Origin of the sequence: Octadecabacter antarcticus 307, assembly GCF_000155675.2 — a bacterium.
GTDB lineage: Bacteria > Pseudomonadota > Alphaproteobacteria > Rhodobacterales > Rhodobacteraceae > Octadecabacter > Octadecabacter antarcticus.
The window spans coordinates 1,044,836-1,059,949 of sequence record NC_020911.1 but is presented as its reverse complement, the minus strand read 5'-3'; the positions used below and the strand labels follow the sequence as shown (position 1 = coordinate 1,059,949).

At 55.6% G+C, this 15,114-nt stretch carries 13 protein-coding genes and 5 pseudogenes; 12 read left to right on the top strand and 6 right to left on the bottom strand.

What is annotated here, in order from left to right:
* Positions 1–33: 33 nt before the first annotated feature.
* Positions 34–519, bottom strand: coding sequence for an ureidoglycolate lyase (locus OAN307_RS05430; protein ID WP_015498816.1), 486 nt, complete (start codon positions 517–519; stop codon positions 34–36).
* Entirely contained in the window at positions 516–1,934 is a 1,419-nt protein-coding gene (gene puuE / locus OAN307_RS05425) for an allantoinase PuuE (RefSeq protein WP_015498815.1), read from the bottom strand. The genes OAN307_RS05430 and puuE overlap by 4 nt, the downstream gene beginning before the upstream one ends.
* 145 nt (positions 1,935–2,079) lie before the next feature.
* Here puuE and uraH point away from each other — a divergent pair, with 145 nt between their 5' ends.
* On the top strand, positions 2,080–2,433 hold the full coding sequence (gene uraH, locus OAN307_RS05420; protein WP_015498814.1) for a hydroxyisourate hydrolase: 354 nt from the start codon (positions 2,080–2,082) through the stop codon (positions 2,431–2,433).
* On the opposite strand, the gene OAN307_RS05415 is transcribed toward uraH, so the two are convergent.
* Positions 2,418–3,350 (bottom strand): LysR family transcriptional regulator, encoded by a 933-nt coding sequence (locus OAN307_RS05415; protein WP_015498813.1) that lies wholly within the window; start codon positions 3,348–3,350, stop codon positions 2,418–2,420. The two genes, uraH and OAN307_RS05415, sit on opposite strands and share 16 nt — an antisense overlap.
* A 105-nt stretch (positions 3,351–3,455) precedes the next feature.
* On the opposite strand from OAN307_RS05415, the gene OAN307_RS05410 reads away from it, so the two are divergent.
* From OAN307_RS05410 to OAN307_RS05370, 11 genes and pseudogenes are all read left to right on the top strand, one after another.
* Positions 3,456–4,691 carry a urate hydroxylase PuuD gene (locus OAN307_RS05410; protein WP_015498812.1) on the top strand — a complete coding sequence of 412 codons (1,236 nt, stop codon included), beginning with the start codon at positions 3,456–3,458 and terminating at the stop codon, positions 4,689–4,691.
* 110 nt (positions 4,692–4,801) lie between these two features.
* A pseudogene (locus OAN307_RS05405) lies at positions 4,802–5,606 on the top strand (metal ABC transporter substrate-binding protein).
* A gap of 58 nt (positions 5,607–5,664) precedes the next feature.
* A pseudogene (locus tag OAN307_RS31620) lies at positions 5,665–5,772 on the top strand (ATP-binding cassette domain-containing protein); the annotation flags it as partial.
* Positions 5,773–5,799: 27 nt separating this feature from the next.
* A pseudogene (locus OAN307_RS25920) lies at positions 5,800–6,013 on the top strand (manganese/iron ABC transporter ATP-binding protein); the annotation flags it as partial.
* 47 nt (positions 6,014–6,060) lie between these two features.
* Positions 6,061–6,649, top strand: a pseudogene (locus OAN307_RS05400) (metal ABC transporter permease).
* Positions 6,646–7,481: pseudogene (locus tag OAN307_RS05395) on the top strand (metal ABC transporter permease). Before OAN307_RS05400 ends, OAN307_RS05395 begins: the two co-directional pseudogenes overlap by 4 nt.
* 51 nt (positions 7,482–7,532) lie before the next feature.
* Positions 7,533–8,141, top strand: coding sequence for a hypothetical protein (locus OAN307_RS05390; RefSeq protein ID WP_015498811.1), 609 nt, complete (start codon positions 7,533–7,535; stop codon positions 8,139–8,141).
* Positions 8,138–8,278 carry a hypothetical protein gene (locus tag OAN307_RS28800; protein WP_187292544.1) on the top strand — a complete coding sequence of 47 codons (141 nt, stop codon included), beginning with the start codon at positions 8,138–8,140 and terminating at the stop codon, positions 8,276–8,278. The genes OAN307_RS05390 and OAN307_RS28800 overlap by 4 nt, the downstream gene beginning before the upstream one ends.
* A 3-nt stretch (positions 8,279–8,281) precedes the next feature.
* A complete protein-coding gene (locus OAN307_RS05385) occupies positions 8,282–8,551 on the top strand; it encodes a DUF3995 domain-containing protein (RefSeq protein ID WP_015498810.1) in 270 nt (89 codons plus the stop codon).
* A 21-nt stretch (positions 8,552–8,572) separates the two neighbouring features.
* Positions 8,573–9,757: a M24 family metallopeptidase gene (locus OAN307_RS05380; RefSeq protein WP_015498809.1), complete on the top strand. Its 1,185-nt coding sequence runs from the start codon at positions 8,573–8,575 to the stop codon at positions 9,755–9,757.
* Between the two features lie 1,560 nt (positions 9,758–11,317).
* The gene (locus OAN307_RS05370; protein WP_015498808.1) at positions 11,318–11,482 is read left to right on the top strand and encodes a hemin uptake protein HemP; all 165 of its coding nucleotides are present in this window, start codon (positions 11,318–11,320) and stop codon (positions 11,480–11,482) included.
* Positions 11,483–11,513: 31 nt separating this feature from the next.
* On the opposite strand, the gene OAN307_RS05365 is transcribed toward OAN307_RS05370, so the two are convergent.
* Genes OAN307_RS05365 through OAN307_RS05355 form a run of 3 tightly spaced genes read right to left on the bottom strand, consistent with a single transcriptional unit; the run spans position 11,514 to position 15,064 of the window.
* On the bottom strand, positions 11,514–12,575 hold the full coding sequence (locus OAN307_RS05365) for a DUF1513 domain-containing protein (RefSeq protein WP_015498807.1): 1,062 nt from the start codon (positions 12,573–12,575) through the stop codon (positions 11,514–11,516).
* Positions 12,575–13,528 carry an imelysin family protein gene (locus OAN307_RS05360; RefSeq protein WP_015498806.1) on the bottom strand — a complete coding sequence of 318 codons (954 nt, stop codon included), beginning with the start codon at positions 13,526–13,528 and terminating at the stop codon, positions 12,575–12,577. Before OAN307_RS05360 ends, OAN307_RS05365 begins: the two co-directional genes overlap by 1 nt.
* Positions 13,529–15,064, bottom strand: coding sequence for a di-heme oxidoreductase family protein (locus tag OAN307_RS05355; RefSeq protein WP_015498805.1), 1,536 nt, complete (start codon positions 15,062–15,064; stop codon positions 13,529–13,531).
* Positions 15,065–15,114: the final 50 nt, after the last annotated feature.

Here is a 15,114-nt window from a genome sequence, read left to right as displayed (position 1 = left end):
TTCTTAGTTGAACCCGTCTTGTGCGGGCTTGGTTTACGGTTCGACTGTGAATGGGTCGTCGAACCAGTGTTCTTGAAGATTGTCGCCGGACCCGCCAATGCGGTCGACAACGGCAAAAAGACCCGGGGCATGCAGTGGTACACAAACCCCGTGCCAGATGTTGCGGTGATAATTGATCGCCTGTCCGGATTTGGTGACGAAAGCGCGTGGCGCACTTGGTTTGCCATCGTCGTCTAACGCCACGATCACCAGAAACGCAGCTTGGGTCATCGGGATGAATGCTTGGCTGCCGTCGGGATGGCGTTCCATCATATCCAGTGTGTACGGAAAACTACGCGGTGTTGCGTTAAACAGGCTAATGCCCGCCTGCCCGTCGCTAAAATCCATCCCCGCGCGGTCATGAAACCGCTGACACTGTCCTTGGTTGATGATCTTGTCTGCCGCGCCCGCACACTCAATCACATCGCCGAACGGGGCAAAGGCGCCCCCCGTGAGGGGTTCAGGAACAATCCGAGTCATCCGAAATGATCCATCAAGCGAAATTCGCCGATGCGTTCAACCTGACGACAGGCCGTTGCAAATTCGACCTCGGTGTCGTGATCAATGCGGGTTTGAAACGCGGCCATGATGCTGACCTTGGTGTTGTCACGCACCGCGATAATGAACGGAAATCCGTGTTTTTCGACGTATTGCGTGTTGAGGCCTTGGAACATCGTCCGCTCATCATCCGTCAATGAATCTAGCCCAGCGCCCGCCTGTTCTGACGTGCTTTCAGCCGTCAGCGTACCCGCCGCCGCCAATTTACCCGCCAAATCAGGGTGCGAGGTCAAAACGCCAAGGCGTTCAGCGTAGCTGGCGGACCGAAACATCCGGCACAGCGCAGAATGTACGCCCGTGGCCGTGTCGTGCGTCGGGCCAAGACCCAGCGCGTAGGCCCGATCCGCAATCCATGCAGAATGCTCAAATATGCCACCAAATGCGGTGACAAAATCGCCATGGCTCATCTGCGACGGGCGCGCGCGACGGGTGTGCGGGTTCTGCGCCGCCCAATGATCTGCGATTTCTTCGCGGGTGGCGAACCAAACTCGGTCGTGGCCGCCCGCATAATCAATAAAGTCCTGTAAAGCCCGTGCACGGCCCGGACGCCCAACCAGACGGCAATGCAGACCCAACGACATCATTTTTGCCTGACCTTGGGCACCCTCAGCGTACAGCACATCAAACGTCGCCTTAAGATAGTCAAAGAACTGCGTGCCGGAATTAAACCCCTGCGGCGTCGCGAACCGCATGTCGTTACAATCCAGCGTGTAGGGCACGATCAATTGATCGCGATCACCGAACTCCAACCAGTACGGCACGTCATCGGCGTAGCTGTCTGCGATGTATTTGAAACCGCCCTCTTCAGCCGCCAGACGGATCGTATTCTCGCTAGATCGCCCTGTGTACCAACCACGCGGACGCGACCCCACGACCTCTGTGTGCAACCGGACCGCTTCGGCGATCTGCGCCCGCTCTTCATCTGCAGGCATATCTTTATGCTCAACCCATTTCAGACCGTGCGACGCAATTTCCCATCCAGCCTCAAGCATGGCTTTGACCTGTTCGGGGGATCGCGCCAAGGCGCTGGCCACGCCGTAAACTGTCACCGGAAGTTGATTCAACATTCGGTGCAAACGCCAAAATCCAGCCCGCGCGCCGTATTCATAGATTGATTCCATGTTTGCATGACGCTGATCAGGCCACGCCGCAGCACCGACGATCTCGGACAAAAATGCCTCTGATGCGGCATCCCCATGGAGGATGTTATTCTCACCACCCTCTTCATAATTAAGGACTATTTGCACAGCAATGCGTGCATCACCTGGCCAATTGGCGTTCGGTGGCGTAGCGCCGTAACCGGTCAAATCGCGAGGGTATCCTGTCGTTTTGGTCATTTCAGTCCTATTTTTTTGTTAACGAGACACTAATCTATAATGTCGCAGGGCATTTACTGTGAATTCTTGAAAGACTGTCTCATTAGCCGTGTTTGCCTTGTGACCGTGCACCCCGCAGATAAGATGCTGAAAAAGGAGACCTTATATGTCCGGATATTTTACCACCCACGTCCTCGACACGGCCCGCGGCATGCCCGCAAAAGGCATCAAAATCGCGCTGTATAATCTTGAAGGCGACCGAACCCTAATCGCCGAAACCATCACCAACGATGATGGCCGGACCGACAGCCCGATCCTGCCTGCGGGCGATTTCAAAACTGGCAAATACGAGTTGGTGTTTTTTTGCGGCGATTACCTTGAAGCCAACAATCAAGCGCACGGCGACATAAAATTCCTCGACGAGATTCCGCTGCGCTTTGGCATGGACGATGGGTCTGCCCACTATCACGTGCCCCTGCTGCTTTCGCCCTACGGGTATTCGACCTATCGCGGCAGCTGAACACTTTGTTGCGCGGCGTTCATCGAAGCCCCGATCCGCGTGGTCATGTATTCCATGAACAGGCGCGTTTTCGGGTCTTGGCGACGGCGGTGCGTATAGAGACAGGCCATCTGGATTGGCATCGGCGGGTTTTTTGTCGCGACGGGAACCAACCTGCCTGCGTTCAAATGTCCCGCCACTTCGAACACCGGTTTTAGCGCGATGCCCTCGCCTGCCAGCGCCCATTCCGTCAACACATCGCCGTCGTCACATTCATACCGACCCGCGACACGAAACCGCTGTGGCCCATCCGACGTCTGTAAACGCCACTGAAATTCTGGGGCCCCGGGATAGCGCAGGTTCAGGCAGTTGTGTGCGTCTTTCACCAACGCGGCACCGTCCACCGGATTGCCGCGTTGGGCAATATATTTGGGTGCAGCCACCAGCACACGGTCACAATGCACGATCGGTTTGATGCGCAGATTACTATCCGCCGGTTCGCCGAGGAAAAACGAAATGTCTAGACCCTCCGTCGTCAGATCAACCGTTCGATCCGTCAGCCGCAAGCGAATATCAATCAGCGGATAGTCCCGTACAAAGTTAGGCACCAAGGGCGCGATCAGCCGCCGTCCCACCCCCAAAGGTGCCGCCACATAAAGCGACCCCTTCGGGTTATCGGTTATGCCCGCCACCTGCCCTTCGGCGGTATCCACCGCTTCAAGCACCGCCACCGCACCAGTGTAAAACGCGCGGCCCTGTTCGGTTGCTGTCAGGCTGCGCGTGGTGCGCTGGAACAGCCGCACATTCAAATGTTCCTCAAGCGATGAAATCCGCGACGACGTCACTGCAGGCGAAATGCGCAGATCGCGCCCTGCGGCGGACATGCTGCCAAGTTCGTAAACCCGCACAAAAGTTCTAATATTATCGAGATAGGACATTGTTCTGCATTTCTTGATAGAGCGACGCGTTACAGGGGAATAGCAAAATAAAGCGGCCAAGGATAGGTTGAACAAAATCGATGGGACATAAAACGAGGACTCGCCATGTTTGATGCAGTAATTCTTTGGGAATGGTTCGCTTTTGCGGTCCGCTGGTTGCACGTCATCACAGCAATGGCATGGATTGGGGCGTCGTTCTATTTCATCGCGCTCGACCTGATGTTGCGCAAAGCCGACGATCTGCCCGAGGGTGCCGCTGGTGAAGAATGGGAAGTCCACGGCGGCGGATTTTACCACACGACCAAATACCTCGTAGCCCCTGCGCGCCTGCCCGAACACCTGACATGGCATAAATGGCAAAGCTACTGGACATGGCTGTCCGGTGCTGCCCTGTTGATGATTGTCTATTGGGTCGGCGGCGAATTGTACCTAATTGACGCCGCCAAGGCGGACCTCGCACTATGGCAAGGTATCGCAATTTCGGCACTGTCGCTGACGGTCGGCTGGCTGCTGTACGATTTCCTGTGCAAGTCCGAGCTGGGCAACAATCCGACAGCGTTGATGTTGCTGTTGTTTGTGATCCTCGTGATCATGTCTTACGGCTACCATCAGGTCTTCACTGGCCGCGCAGCAATGCTACACCTTGGTGCGTTCACGGCAACAATTATGACAGCCAATGTGTTCTTCATCATCATGCCAAACCAGCGCATCGTGGTAAAGGACCTGCAAGAAGGTCGCGCGCCTGACCCGAAATACGGCAAGATCGCCAAGCTGCGCAGCACGCACAACAACTACCTCACGCTGCCAGTGATCTTCCTGATGCTGTCCAATCACTACCCACTGGCCTTCGCGACGCAATACTCGTGGATCATCGCATCGTTAGTCTTTCTCACTGGTGTCACGATCCGGCACTATTTCAACACCATGCATTCGACTGGCAAAGGGCCGCATTGGACTTGGGCCGTCACCGTGCTGCTGTTCATCATCATCGCTTGGCTGTCCACGGCAAATATGTGGGGCACGTTTGAGCAAGCCGAAGCGCGCGGCATGACATCCTACGAGGAGAGATTTGCATTGGCTGACGGGTTTGACGAAGCGCACGACGTGGTCATGGGTCGCTGTTCAATGTGTCATGGGCGCGAACCGTCCTACTCTGACAGCCTCCTTTGGGCCCCGCGCGGCGTGCTCCTTGATACGCCCGCCGACATCGCCCGCAACGCACGCGCGATCTACATCCAGTCGGGCGTCAGCCACGCAATGCCCCCTGCCAACGTCACGGCGATGTCTGAAAGCGACCGCGCTGCGATCGTGCGTTGGTATCGCAATGCTGGAAGCTTCTAAGGGTTTACAGCCCCTCTTGCGGATGGCTCTCATTTTTATTCATTTCCATTCGGTGGTCCCCTGAATCATGGTTGCCCCTTAATCACAGAGTAACCACAGAAATAATTTTGATGACGTTCGCCACAAAGACGACGATTGCCACCCTAGCCGCCCTACTAACGACACCAGCATTCGCCGATGATTTCAAAGTTGTCACAACCTTCACCACCATCGCGGACATGGCCCGCAACGTCGCTGGCGACGCAGCGGTGGTTGAATCCATCACCCGTACTGGCGCTGAAATCCATGGCTACCAACCGACGCCGCGCGATCTGGTGCGTGCCTCTGGTGCGGACCAGATCCTGTGGAATGGCATGAATTTGGAACTGTGGTTCGAACAATTCATCGACGACCTTGGCCCCAACCCATCCGTCACGATCTCCGGGACCATTGAAACGATGTCCATCCGCACCGGCAGCTATGAGGGCATGCCAAATCCCCACGCGTGAATGTCGCTTGATAACGCATTGATATACATTCACAGTATCCGCGAGGCGATGTCGTTTAATGACCCCGAAAATGCAGAAATTTACGCGGCAAACGCTGGCTCGTGACCTGCGAAGGCGCGTTCAGTTATCTCGCACGTGATTTTGGCCTGAAAGAAGCCTATCTTTGGCCGATGAACGCCGATCAAACCGGAACGCCACAACAGGTGCGCAGCGTCATCGACACCCTGCGCGAAAACAATGTTTGCGCCGTATTCTGTGAAAGCACCGTAAACACCGACCCCGCAGAGCAAGTCGCGCGCGAAATTGGCGCGGCCTACGGCGGTGTGCTTTATGTGGATTCGCTCACTCTCGAGGATGGACCCGTTCCGACCTACCTTGATCTGTTGCGGTCACCACCGAAACAATCGTCAAAGGCCTCACCGAGTGAATTTACCCCCCGCGCCGCACCAAACCTCAAAGAACCAAGCAGGCCTTATGCTGACGGCCTTACCGTCACCTATCGCAATGGCGTAACCGCCCTGAAGGACACGAGCTTTGCGATTCCGCGCGGCACCATTGCCGCCCTTGTCGGCGTCAACGGCGCGGGAAAATCAGCATCCTCGGCCAGACCGTGCACCAGCGTAGATGTGCAAACCGAAGAAGCCATCACCACGCTGGTGTCCACCAGCAACCTCGGCTCGGTGCCGGAATTTTGCAACCAGACTGTGCTGGTCAAAGGCAGCGTTCGGCGGCGTGCTGCGCCACTTCGTTCCGGGTGGCGATAATCTGCACAACGATGACGATCAACGCAAGGTCACCATTCTGACCGACGATGAACGCCCGTTCGTGATTTAAAATGATGAGACCCGCACACAATCGGACGTAGGGGGCAAAAAGCCTAAATGACCTATCTGCTGGAACCGTTTACCTACACGTTCATGCTAAACGCGATGTTTGTGTCCGCATTGGTCGGGGCCGTTTGCGCGTTTTTATCCGGTGGATTGGCCGCCGCCGCAATGCTGTTTCTCAACCAGCGACACGATCCAGTTGGTGATCATCGGGATTGTCTGCCTCGTGGTGCTTTTGGCCAAATGGAAAGATCTTATGGTCGCGTTCTTTGATGAAAATCACGCCCGCTCAATCGGCCTGCGACCCGACCGTCTGCGGTTCATGTTTTTTGTGCTTCTGTCAACCGCCTGCGTTGCCACCCTGCAAACCGTTGGTGTGTTCCTCGTGATTGCTATGGTCATCACACCGGGTGCCAAGGCCTACCTGCTGACCGACCGCTTCCCGCGCCCTCCGGTCATCGCCGTCGCAATTGGCAGCCTCTCCAGCTTCTTTGGCGCCTACATTTCATATTTCCTCAACCGCGCGACGGGTGGCGTCATCATTTGCCTGCAAACCACCCTGTTCGTTCTCGCGTTTTTCTTCGCCCCGAAACATGGCCTTCTGGCGTCGCGTCGCCGCGCAGTGGAGGCCTTAAAAGCATGAACGATCTCCTCCTCCCGTTCCAACTTCCCTTCATGCACGGGGCGTTCTACATCGCCCTTCTGATCGGCCCGCCGACGGCATTGCTGTCCTGTTTCCTCGTGCTCAAAGGCTGGTCGCTGATGGGTGACGCGGTGTCACACGCAGTGCTACCGAGCATCGTGCTCGCCTATATCATTGGCATTCAGCTGATCATCGGCGCGTTTGTTGCGAGCATAGTTTGTTTCCATGCTGACAGGATACCTTGATGCGAACTCCCGCGTGCGCCAAGACACCGTCATGGGCGCCGTATTCTCGGGCTTGTTCGGCATGGGGTTGGTTTTATACACCAAGATTAAAACCAACATCCACCTCGATCACATCGGGGTTTGGCAACATGCTGGGCGTGCAATCGGTGGACTTGTGGACATCCAGTATCATTGGCGTTTTCGTCTCTGTAGCATCGCTAATCACATGGAAAGATTTGCTCCTAAACGCGTTTGACCCCGCACAGACCCGCGCCATCGGTCTGCCGACCAAGCTGCTGCACTACGGGTTGCTGGTGATCCTGTCGCTGACCATTTTCGCGACGCTCAAGGCGGTCAGCCTGATCCTCGCCATTGGCCTTCTTATCGCACCGGGCACCATTGCATTCCTGATCACGTGGCAATTTCGGCATATGCTGGTGGTCGCGGTCATCGTGTCGACGTTCTCACTGGTGACAGATGTTTACCTATATTTCTGGATCGGGTCTGACCCCGGCCCGACGGTCATTCTGACCCTCACCACGTTGTTCATCGTGGCCTTCGTCTTCCGCATGATCCGCAACAAAAACCGCGAGGCGCAAAGCATTTAATCACCAATGGACATCAGAACGTTTGCCTGCAAAACTGTTGCAAAAGCTTTCATGAAAGGCCACGTTTTGAAAATTCTGGTGCTTCTCACCTGCCTCACCGCCACACCTATGCTGGCCGATTGCCCGACAGGTGCAGACTTAGCCACCGGCATCCGTGTGACAGAAACCGACGGGACAACGCATGTTTACACCGGCTTGAATAACGGGATCGCGCAGGTCGACATTACCTATACGGACGGTGCTCAATCCCGAAATCTCCTCGCGCAAGGCACCCATGTGCTACGATTGGCCGAAGTTGAAAACGGCGCGATAGTCGTTAGCTCCATCTCGGCCACGACCTACCCACTGCCTGCGACAGACCTGCCGATCCCGACTGCTGGCAGTGTTTGGACTGTTGATACGACCGTGCTTAGCCTTGACGAAACATATGCCGAAACCCAAAGCCAAAGGTGGGGTGATACCTTCGAGCTGACCATCGGCAGCTGCATCTATGACGCGATCAGCGGCGCCCTTGTTTACAGCACCGAACTTTCGTCTTTCACCGAAGGTGTCTATTTCATCGAAGACCTCGGCATCGGATTGCTGTACGTTTATGACCATATGGAGGCCGACGGCCCCGCCGAAGTCTTTTCCTACATCAACATCGAGGCGGTAAAGTGACTTTCATTGCACTGCTCGCCTCAATCGGCCTAATCGTCATCGCCGCCGCGCATCTGCTGTGGGCCCTTGGGATCTGGTGGCCAATCAAAGATGAAGCCGCATTGGCCCGCGCCGTTGTTGGATCCAAGGGGATCTAAAAAATGCCAGATTCTGTGGCCTGTTCACTGGTCGTTGTCGCGCTGCTGTTTGCCGCTGCATGGCCGTGGTTTCCCGATACGGCCCTTAAATCATTAGGTCTGTTTGGTATCGCCATCGTCTTCCAATTGCGTGCCGTCGCCGCTTATACATCGCTGATGAAACGTGCCACACCCGAACAGCCCTTTCGGCGGCTGGACGAAACCTATTACGCCCCGCTTTGCATGGTTTTCGGCGTGATTTTCATGATCCTCGCTGGGCTATCGATGACCTGACAAGGCAGCTAAGGTCGCCCTATGACAGTACGCACAGCGAATTTCACCCTGCAAGAATACCAATCCCGCATCACCAAAACCCGTGCGGCGATGCAAGTGGCGGGACTAGACGCAATCTTTGTGACCGATCCGTCTAATATGTCTTGGCTAACCGGTTATGACGGCTGGTCCTTTTACGTGCATCAAGGCGTGGTACTGACGATGACCGGCGATCCAGTCTGGTGGGGCCGTGCGATGGACGCAATCGGTGCAGGACGCACCGTGTTCATGTCAGACGGCGACACGATCCGTGGCTACGACGACACCTTCGTGCAAAACCCCGACAAACACCCGATGCAAGAACTTGCCGCGTTGCTGGCCGAACACGGCTTGGAGAGTGCGCGCGTTGGTGTCGAGATGGACAATTACTATTACACCGCCGCGGCCCACAAATCGCTCACAACCCATTTACCCAAAGCGACGTTCAAAGACGCAACGGGCCTTGTGAATTGGCAACGCGCGGTGAAATCACAACAAGAGATCACCTATATGCGCCGCGCCGCCCGCATCGTCGAAGCCATGCATGCGCGAATTTTTGAACTTGCGGAACCGGGTCTGCGCAAAAACGATCTGATCGCCGAAATCTACGCGACGGGTATGCGCGGCGCGGATGGACATTGGGGCGACTACCCCGCGATTGTGCCAATGGCACCGTCCGGCATGGACGCAACCGCGCCGCATCTGACGTGGGATGGCAGACCAATGGTCAAAGGCGAGGCGACGTTTTTTGAAATCGCAGGTGCGCACAAACGTTATCAATGCCCACAATCTCGCACGTTGTTCTTGGGCGATGTGCCACCCAAATACCGACACGCCGAAGCCGCCGTTCTGGATGCAATCGACGCCGGATTGGAACAGGCAAAACCGGGCAACCAAGCGCAGGACATCGCCAACGCATTCAACGCCACGCTGAACAAAGCAGGGTTTCAAAAAGACGGGCGCTGCGGCTACGCCATTGGCATCAGCTATCCGCCCGATTGGGGGGAACGTACAATTTCATTTCGCGCCGGCGACGCGACCATTTTGCAGGCAGGGATGACATTCCACTTCATGCCCGCCTTGTGGCTGGACGACGGCGGGCTGGAAATCACCGAACCGATCCTGATCACGCAAACCGGCCATGAATGTCTGTGTAATACGCCACGCAATCTTTGGTTCAAACCATAATAGGCCCGATTTCAAAGTTTCGGACCACTTAGTCATGTGCCAGTGTAACAACGAAGAAAGAGCGAACAATCAAACGTTCCATGACAGTTCCCCTTTGTCCACGTCAGACCCGACTGGCAATTGAATTTTCGGAGAACATGGGTAGGACTGGACCATGCTTGGGTTCCATCCTCCAATATCCCACGGCAATATATCATAAGCGTCAATCTGAGGTGCCCCTGAATTTGCAGACGCTTTGCTTGGTAATTTTGAAACCAAGAAGAGACGGACATGAACAAGGGAATTCGGTTTACGGATGAGTTTGAACAGGACGCTGTGGCACAGGTTGTTGAGTGTGGGTACGGGGTCAGTGAAGTGGCCAAGCGGCCTCGGGACTCCATTGATCGGCAGGTGATTGCGCCACGCCAACGGCGTGCTGACAGCACGACGCAATGTCCCGAGAGGCAGACTCATCGGCCCGAGTTTTCGCTCGGTTCGATGTGTCAAATGTTGATACGCATTTCAGTGGCTTTTACGCATGGCTTACAGAACCGTTTAGTTTGCCTACGCAAGAGGACCTGCGACAGACTGAGATAATCCAGCAAACATGGACCGACAGCGGCAAGGTTTATGGATACCGTAAACTGCACCCCTCTCATGGTTTGCAAACAAACCAATGCCGGGCAAGGGATGCGCCAGACGCTGTTGGGTGTCAGGGTATTTCCTAGATCGATGAGCGTCTGTGCAGCACTTAGCGGCCAGCACTCGTGTCAACTGCACTTACGTCGCAACACATCGCTCAGTCCGGCCACAAGGCCCTCTGGCTCATTGAAACGCGGCCACGCGCGCTTAACGCCGTGAGTTCTGTGGATTGGCCCCTACACATCACTGGTCAAAGCCAAATCAGTCACAAAAATACCGTGGACTTGTTCCAAAATTTGCATTGCATCGTTGTTCGAAACTAGGGCAACTTGGGTGCTAGCTTCACTGCACCATGAACGATGAACGATGAACGATGAACGAATAGCCTATCAGTACCGCTTATCCTCAAGTCGGAAAGATAGTTCTTGAGAGTTTTAAAAGTACACGGCCGGTCGTTCATCCGAAGTTCCAAATCGCCTCAAAAATGATGTGCCATGAATGGTAAGGATTCGCACGGGTGTTGAAATGTGCAACGGTCACAAACGGTGCCAAGCAAATTGCAAGCTACAAAAGTTGATGATTTTTCGAAACGAAGGCGATTTCAGATCATAAGATAAAATTTGCAACATCCTCCATATATGCCTGATAGAAACTATCGAATTGACATATCTGACAAATTCACTCAGGATTAAATTCAGTCAAGCCACCCGATTTCAAAACAAGGGAAGCCCGACACGTGATCCATGTGAGGACTTCCAATATGCAGCCAAACGTACAAACGCGAAATCACCATGATAGTGACGAACATCACTGCGACGAGCCCCCTCTCAACGCTCTCGAAGTATTGCGATCTGCATCTACAGCAGAAGGTATGCCAGTTGAGTGGGTGTTCGACCGTGCAAATCTATCACGCGGCAATGTTGCGAGCAGCTTCTCAACATGACATTCCATACAGCCCCGCCCAAACACACACCGACCGACACGCTGCCAACTTATCGGGCCAAAGACCTGACCGAAGGAGGTGATTTGGCACAAATCGTCCTCGAAGATCAGACATATACGTTGCGGGTCACGCGCGCGGGTAAGTTAATTTTGACGAAGTAACGATTGCGGGTCCAATGCTGTGCACTCGCAACTACGCGCGTCGGATTTCAACTAAATGGTTGTCCCACATCAGCTCATGCATCGCTATACGGGGTTCAATTTTAGCCAGATCAAAAACGTGACCTCGCCCGTCTGTCAGCATCATCATTGTGCCAGATGCGGCGACGCCGCAAATATCGCTTTCGTGCAATCGTCGCACCACGACGCATGTGGTTATGTCAAACACCTGCGCTTCCCCCGCGCGTGGCGACGTAATCGCGAGCTGTGTTCCATCAGATGAAAACGCAATACTGCCAACGTATCCCGACAGTTCAGCACCATCGCCAATGTAACGTAACCTCTCACCGCGCCGGTGTGTTGCCGCCAGCGCGGGTGCCGTTGCACTGTCGCCCTGCCATTGCATAGCAAGTCCGACCAAACCGTCTGCGCGCACACTGAGATGACGAATGCTGGCTTGGTGGTGGTCCGGTTCGATGTGGTCGAGAATATTTCCATCCACGTCAAGATACGTCAGGTTTGGGCGCATCGTAGGAATATTCAGCTTTTCACGACCCGAGGCGGGGTGCGTGTCGATCCCGCCGTTTGCAACAACCAAAGTACCCTCCGGCATAAAGCGCAGATCGTGCGGACCAACGCCGTGGGACGCAATTTCACCGATGCGTTCATAGCCACGCCGCGCATCCCAAATCCCGATGCGCCCCTGCCCTGCACGGTAATCGTTTTCAGTGGTGAAGAGCAGGTCACCCAATCCATCAAACGTGCCGTGCCCGTAGAAATGGCGTCCCTGAGGGCAATTCAATTGGGCCAGAACATCGCCGTTGCGGCAATCAAGAACGACGGCAAATGTGCCTGGCCTGCGGGCAAAAGCGACCGCTTCAGGGCGCGTCGGATGGGCGGCAGCGGCGTGTCCGCGCGCAGGTAATGGAATGCGGAATCGTTCCGCGCCCGCATCGTCCAGACCAACCAACACATAATCACCGCCCGGTGTGCGCGCCGCCGACAGAAACGATGGATCACCCGCCTCAGCCCATGTCGGCAGCGGGGCAAGGCCTGTCGCCAACAGCCCCGCCAGAAATCTGCGACGCGACGCCATCAATCGCCATCCAGTGCATTAAAACCTTCGATAACGCCCAATTCAGGGCCGAGTTTTTCGCTCAGGAATACTCGGATCTCTGCGATGCGTTGCTGCAAGGTTTCGACTTTGAAGCGGCTGGCGGGTACAGTGACGACGCTTAGATTGCTACTTTCTTCAAGGGACGCGACACCGTCCCATGCCGTCAATGCCGCATCGAATTCTTTGCCAATCGCATCATCGGGATCACGACCTGACAACAGATGGGCCAACTCATCAAGGCTTTCCAATGACACAGCGATATTGTCCAACGACTGCGCGGATCGGCGCATTTCAGCCCGTAAGGGGCGTGGCCGATCGAACGTCCCAAGCGGGCGACCCAGACGCATGGACGTGGTGAAATCGAGGCCCGTCGTCAGTGATTTATACAGTTCTTGCAGCGCTTCAGTGTCGTCGCGGTAGGTGTCGTTTCCTGTATCGCGCATCAGTTCAGCGTAGCGATTCTGCCAATCATCCTCAATTGCTTGGGCCGTGGTGTGGGCGTCGCTTGCGAGCGCGGCGACAAGATCACAGCGGCCATTTGCACCCGCAAATGCCGGATCGAACAATAGGAATTCCATTGCATAAATTCCACGCCCCGCGACGGATGCATCCGCGATAACGGGGGCATCATCGGCCAACAGATCAGCCAGGGCTTTGGGCGTTGATCCACGCGGATCAGGCCAGAACGCCAGTGCGAAGGCACGGTTTTCAGCCTCGCTTGGCCCGAACCGCAGGTGTGACACGGCAATCCATGCGGCGGCGGCTGTGTTCCATTCCTCCGCCATGTCGCAGGTTTGCGCGGCCGCCAGCGCGCCAGTGGCAGCACTCAGCGCTGCAAATCGGGGTAGGATATGATCATCTAACACTGCGTCCACGCGTGAATCTGCGGTGACGACGACAGGCGCGAGGATAAGTGCGATTGCTAATTTCATTCAAAGACTCTCCAGGAATTTTAGCAGTGCCGCGCGGTCATCCGGCGACATTTCAACCACACGGTCGCGCGTGGCTTGGGCTTCGCCGCCATGCCACAACACCGCTTCTAACAAGGATCGTGCGCGCCCGTCGTGCAAGAATTGTGTATGTCCAGAAACCTGTTCAGTCAGCCCGATGCCCCAAAGTGGCGGCGTGCGCCATTCGCGCCCGTTTGCCACGGCTTCGGGGCGATTGTCGGCCAACCCGTCGCCCATGTCATGCAGCAACATATCTGTGTAGGGCCAGATCAGTTGGAAGCTTTGCGCAGGTTGACCCGCAAGTCGATTGGTCACGAACGATGGCTGATGGCACGCGACGCAGCCTGCATTGTAAAACAAATCCTTGCCGCGCAGCACATCCGGATCGTCCATATTGCGCCGCGCAGGAACGCCCAAATTACGGCTATAGAATGTCACAAGATCAAGGATTTCTTGGTCGATTTCAAACCCGCGCGCATCGCCGTCTCCGTGGGGCGCGTTGACACAATCAGTCTGGGCGGGCATGCATTCGCCTGCGCCATTGGGATGCAAGGGATTGGAGATGCCGATGTCGCCTGCGAATGCGCTGGCGGACTGTTCCACTATGCTCGGCGATCCAGCCTTTAGGCCAAAACGGCCCAACATGGGGCGATCAAACTCCAGCGACCAGACAATATTCGGGCGTCCTGAAATGCCGTCATTGTCCAGATCATTAGGGTCGGCCAGCGCAAGGATATCCACCGCTGGAATAGCCTCGAGCAGGCCCAAACCGATCATCTGTGGCGCGATGCGCGGCGACAACATTGCGCCACTCGCCAATGGGCCGTAACCGAGGTTGGCAGCCGTGTAGGTCGGCGCGCGCAACGTCGCAACCTCGCCGCCTGCCATTTGCACTTCGATGTCTTCATATGTAATGTGCAGGCTGTATTCAGGTGCAATCCCGGGCAGTGAGAAGTCTTGCAATTGTTCGCCGTAATTTGGATCAGGTGCTGTACCGTGATAGCCATCAATGGCATGCAAAGTGGCCGCAACGTCCGGAACAGACACGCGCAAGAACATCGAAATCGCGGTGTCGTTTGGTCCTTCTGGCACATGACCACGGCCATCTTTGATGTGGCATCTCTGGCAGGATCGCGCGTTGAACAATGGCCCCAAACCGTCAGACGCCAAAGTTGATGACGGCGATGACACCCAAATTTTGCGGAACAATCCGTTGCCGACCCTGAAATTCAGCTCGTCATCAAAGGACAGGTTTTCGGATGGCTGACTGAACGCGTTTGCATCGGGCGTAACACGAACAGTCGCGGCCCCCGCTGGGCGTCCCTCGAACCGTTGCGATGCTGTAAATTGGGTTGGAAATGCGACAATGTCCACGACCCGAATCTGTTCCGCGTCGGTGCGTGGCACGACGTTTAAGTGTGGATCGCCCGCAATAGTGGCGTAACGATCCACTTCGGCCGCCACAAAAGGTGCCGCAAGCAGGACAATCATAAAAGCAAATAAGGATCGAGTTTTCATGTCTTATCCGTCGCAACAGTAATAACGGCATGCGCTGCGATGTGTTGCCG

Bases quoted from the DNA above. Each gene is read 5' to 3' on its own strand.
- OAN307_RS05430 (WP_015498816.1), bottom strand. From the start codon at position 519: ATGACTCGGATTGTTCCTGAACCCCTCACGGGGGGCGCCTTTGCCCCG.
- puuE (WP_015498815.1), bottom strand. From the start codon at position 1,934: ATGACCAAAACGACAGGATACCCTCGCGATTTGACCGGTTACGGCGCT.
- uraH (WP_015498814.1), top strand. From the start codon at position 2,080: ATGTCCGGATATTTTACCACCCACGTCCTCGACACGGCCCGCGGCATG.
- OAN307_RS05415 (WP_015498813.1), bottom strand. From the start codon at position 3,350: ATGTCCTATCTCGATAATATTAGAACTTTTGTGCGGGTTTACGAACTT.
- OAN307_RS05410 (WP_015498812.1), top strand. From the start codon at position 3,456: ATGTTTGATGCAGTAATTCTTTGGGAATGGTTCGCTTTTGCGGTCCGC.
- OAN307_RS05390 (WP_015498811.1), top strand. From the start codon at position 7,533: ATGAAAGGCCACGTTTTGAAAATTCTGGTGCTTCTCACCTGCCTCACC.
- OAN307_RS05385 (WP_015498810.1), top strand. From the start codon at position 8,282: ATGCCAGATTCTGTGGCCTGTTCACTGGTCGTTGTCGCGCTGCTGTTT.
- OAN307_RS05380 (WP_015498809.1), top strand. From the start codon at position 8,573: ATGACAGTACGCACAGCGAATTTCACCCTGCAAGAATACCAATCCCGC.
- OAN307_RS05370 (WP_015498808.1), top strand. From the start codon at position 11,318: ATGACATTCCATACAGCCCCGCCCAAACACACACCGACCGACACGCTG.
- OAN307_RS05365 (WP_015498807.1), bottom strand. From the start codon at position 12,575: ATGGCGTCGCGTCGCAGATTTCTGGCGGGGCTGTTGGCGACAGGCCTT.
- OAN307_RS05360 (WP_015498806.1), bottom strand. From the start codon at position 13,528: ATGAAATTAGCAATCGCACTTATCCTCGCGCCTGTCGTCGTCACCGCA.
- OAN307_RS05355 (WP_015498805.1), bottom strand. From the start codon at position 15,064: ATGAAAACTCGATCCTTATTTGCTTTTATGATTGTCCTGCTTGCGGCA.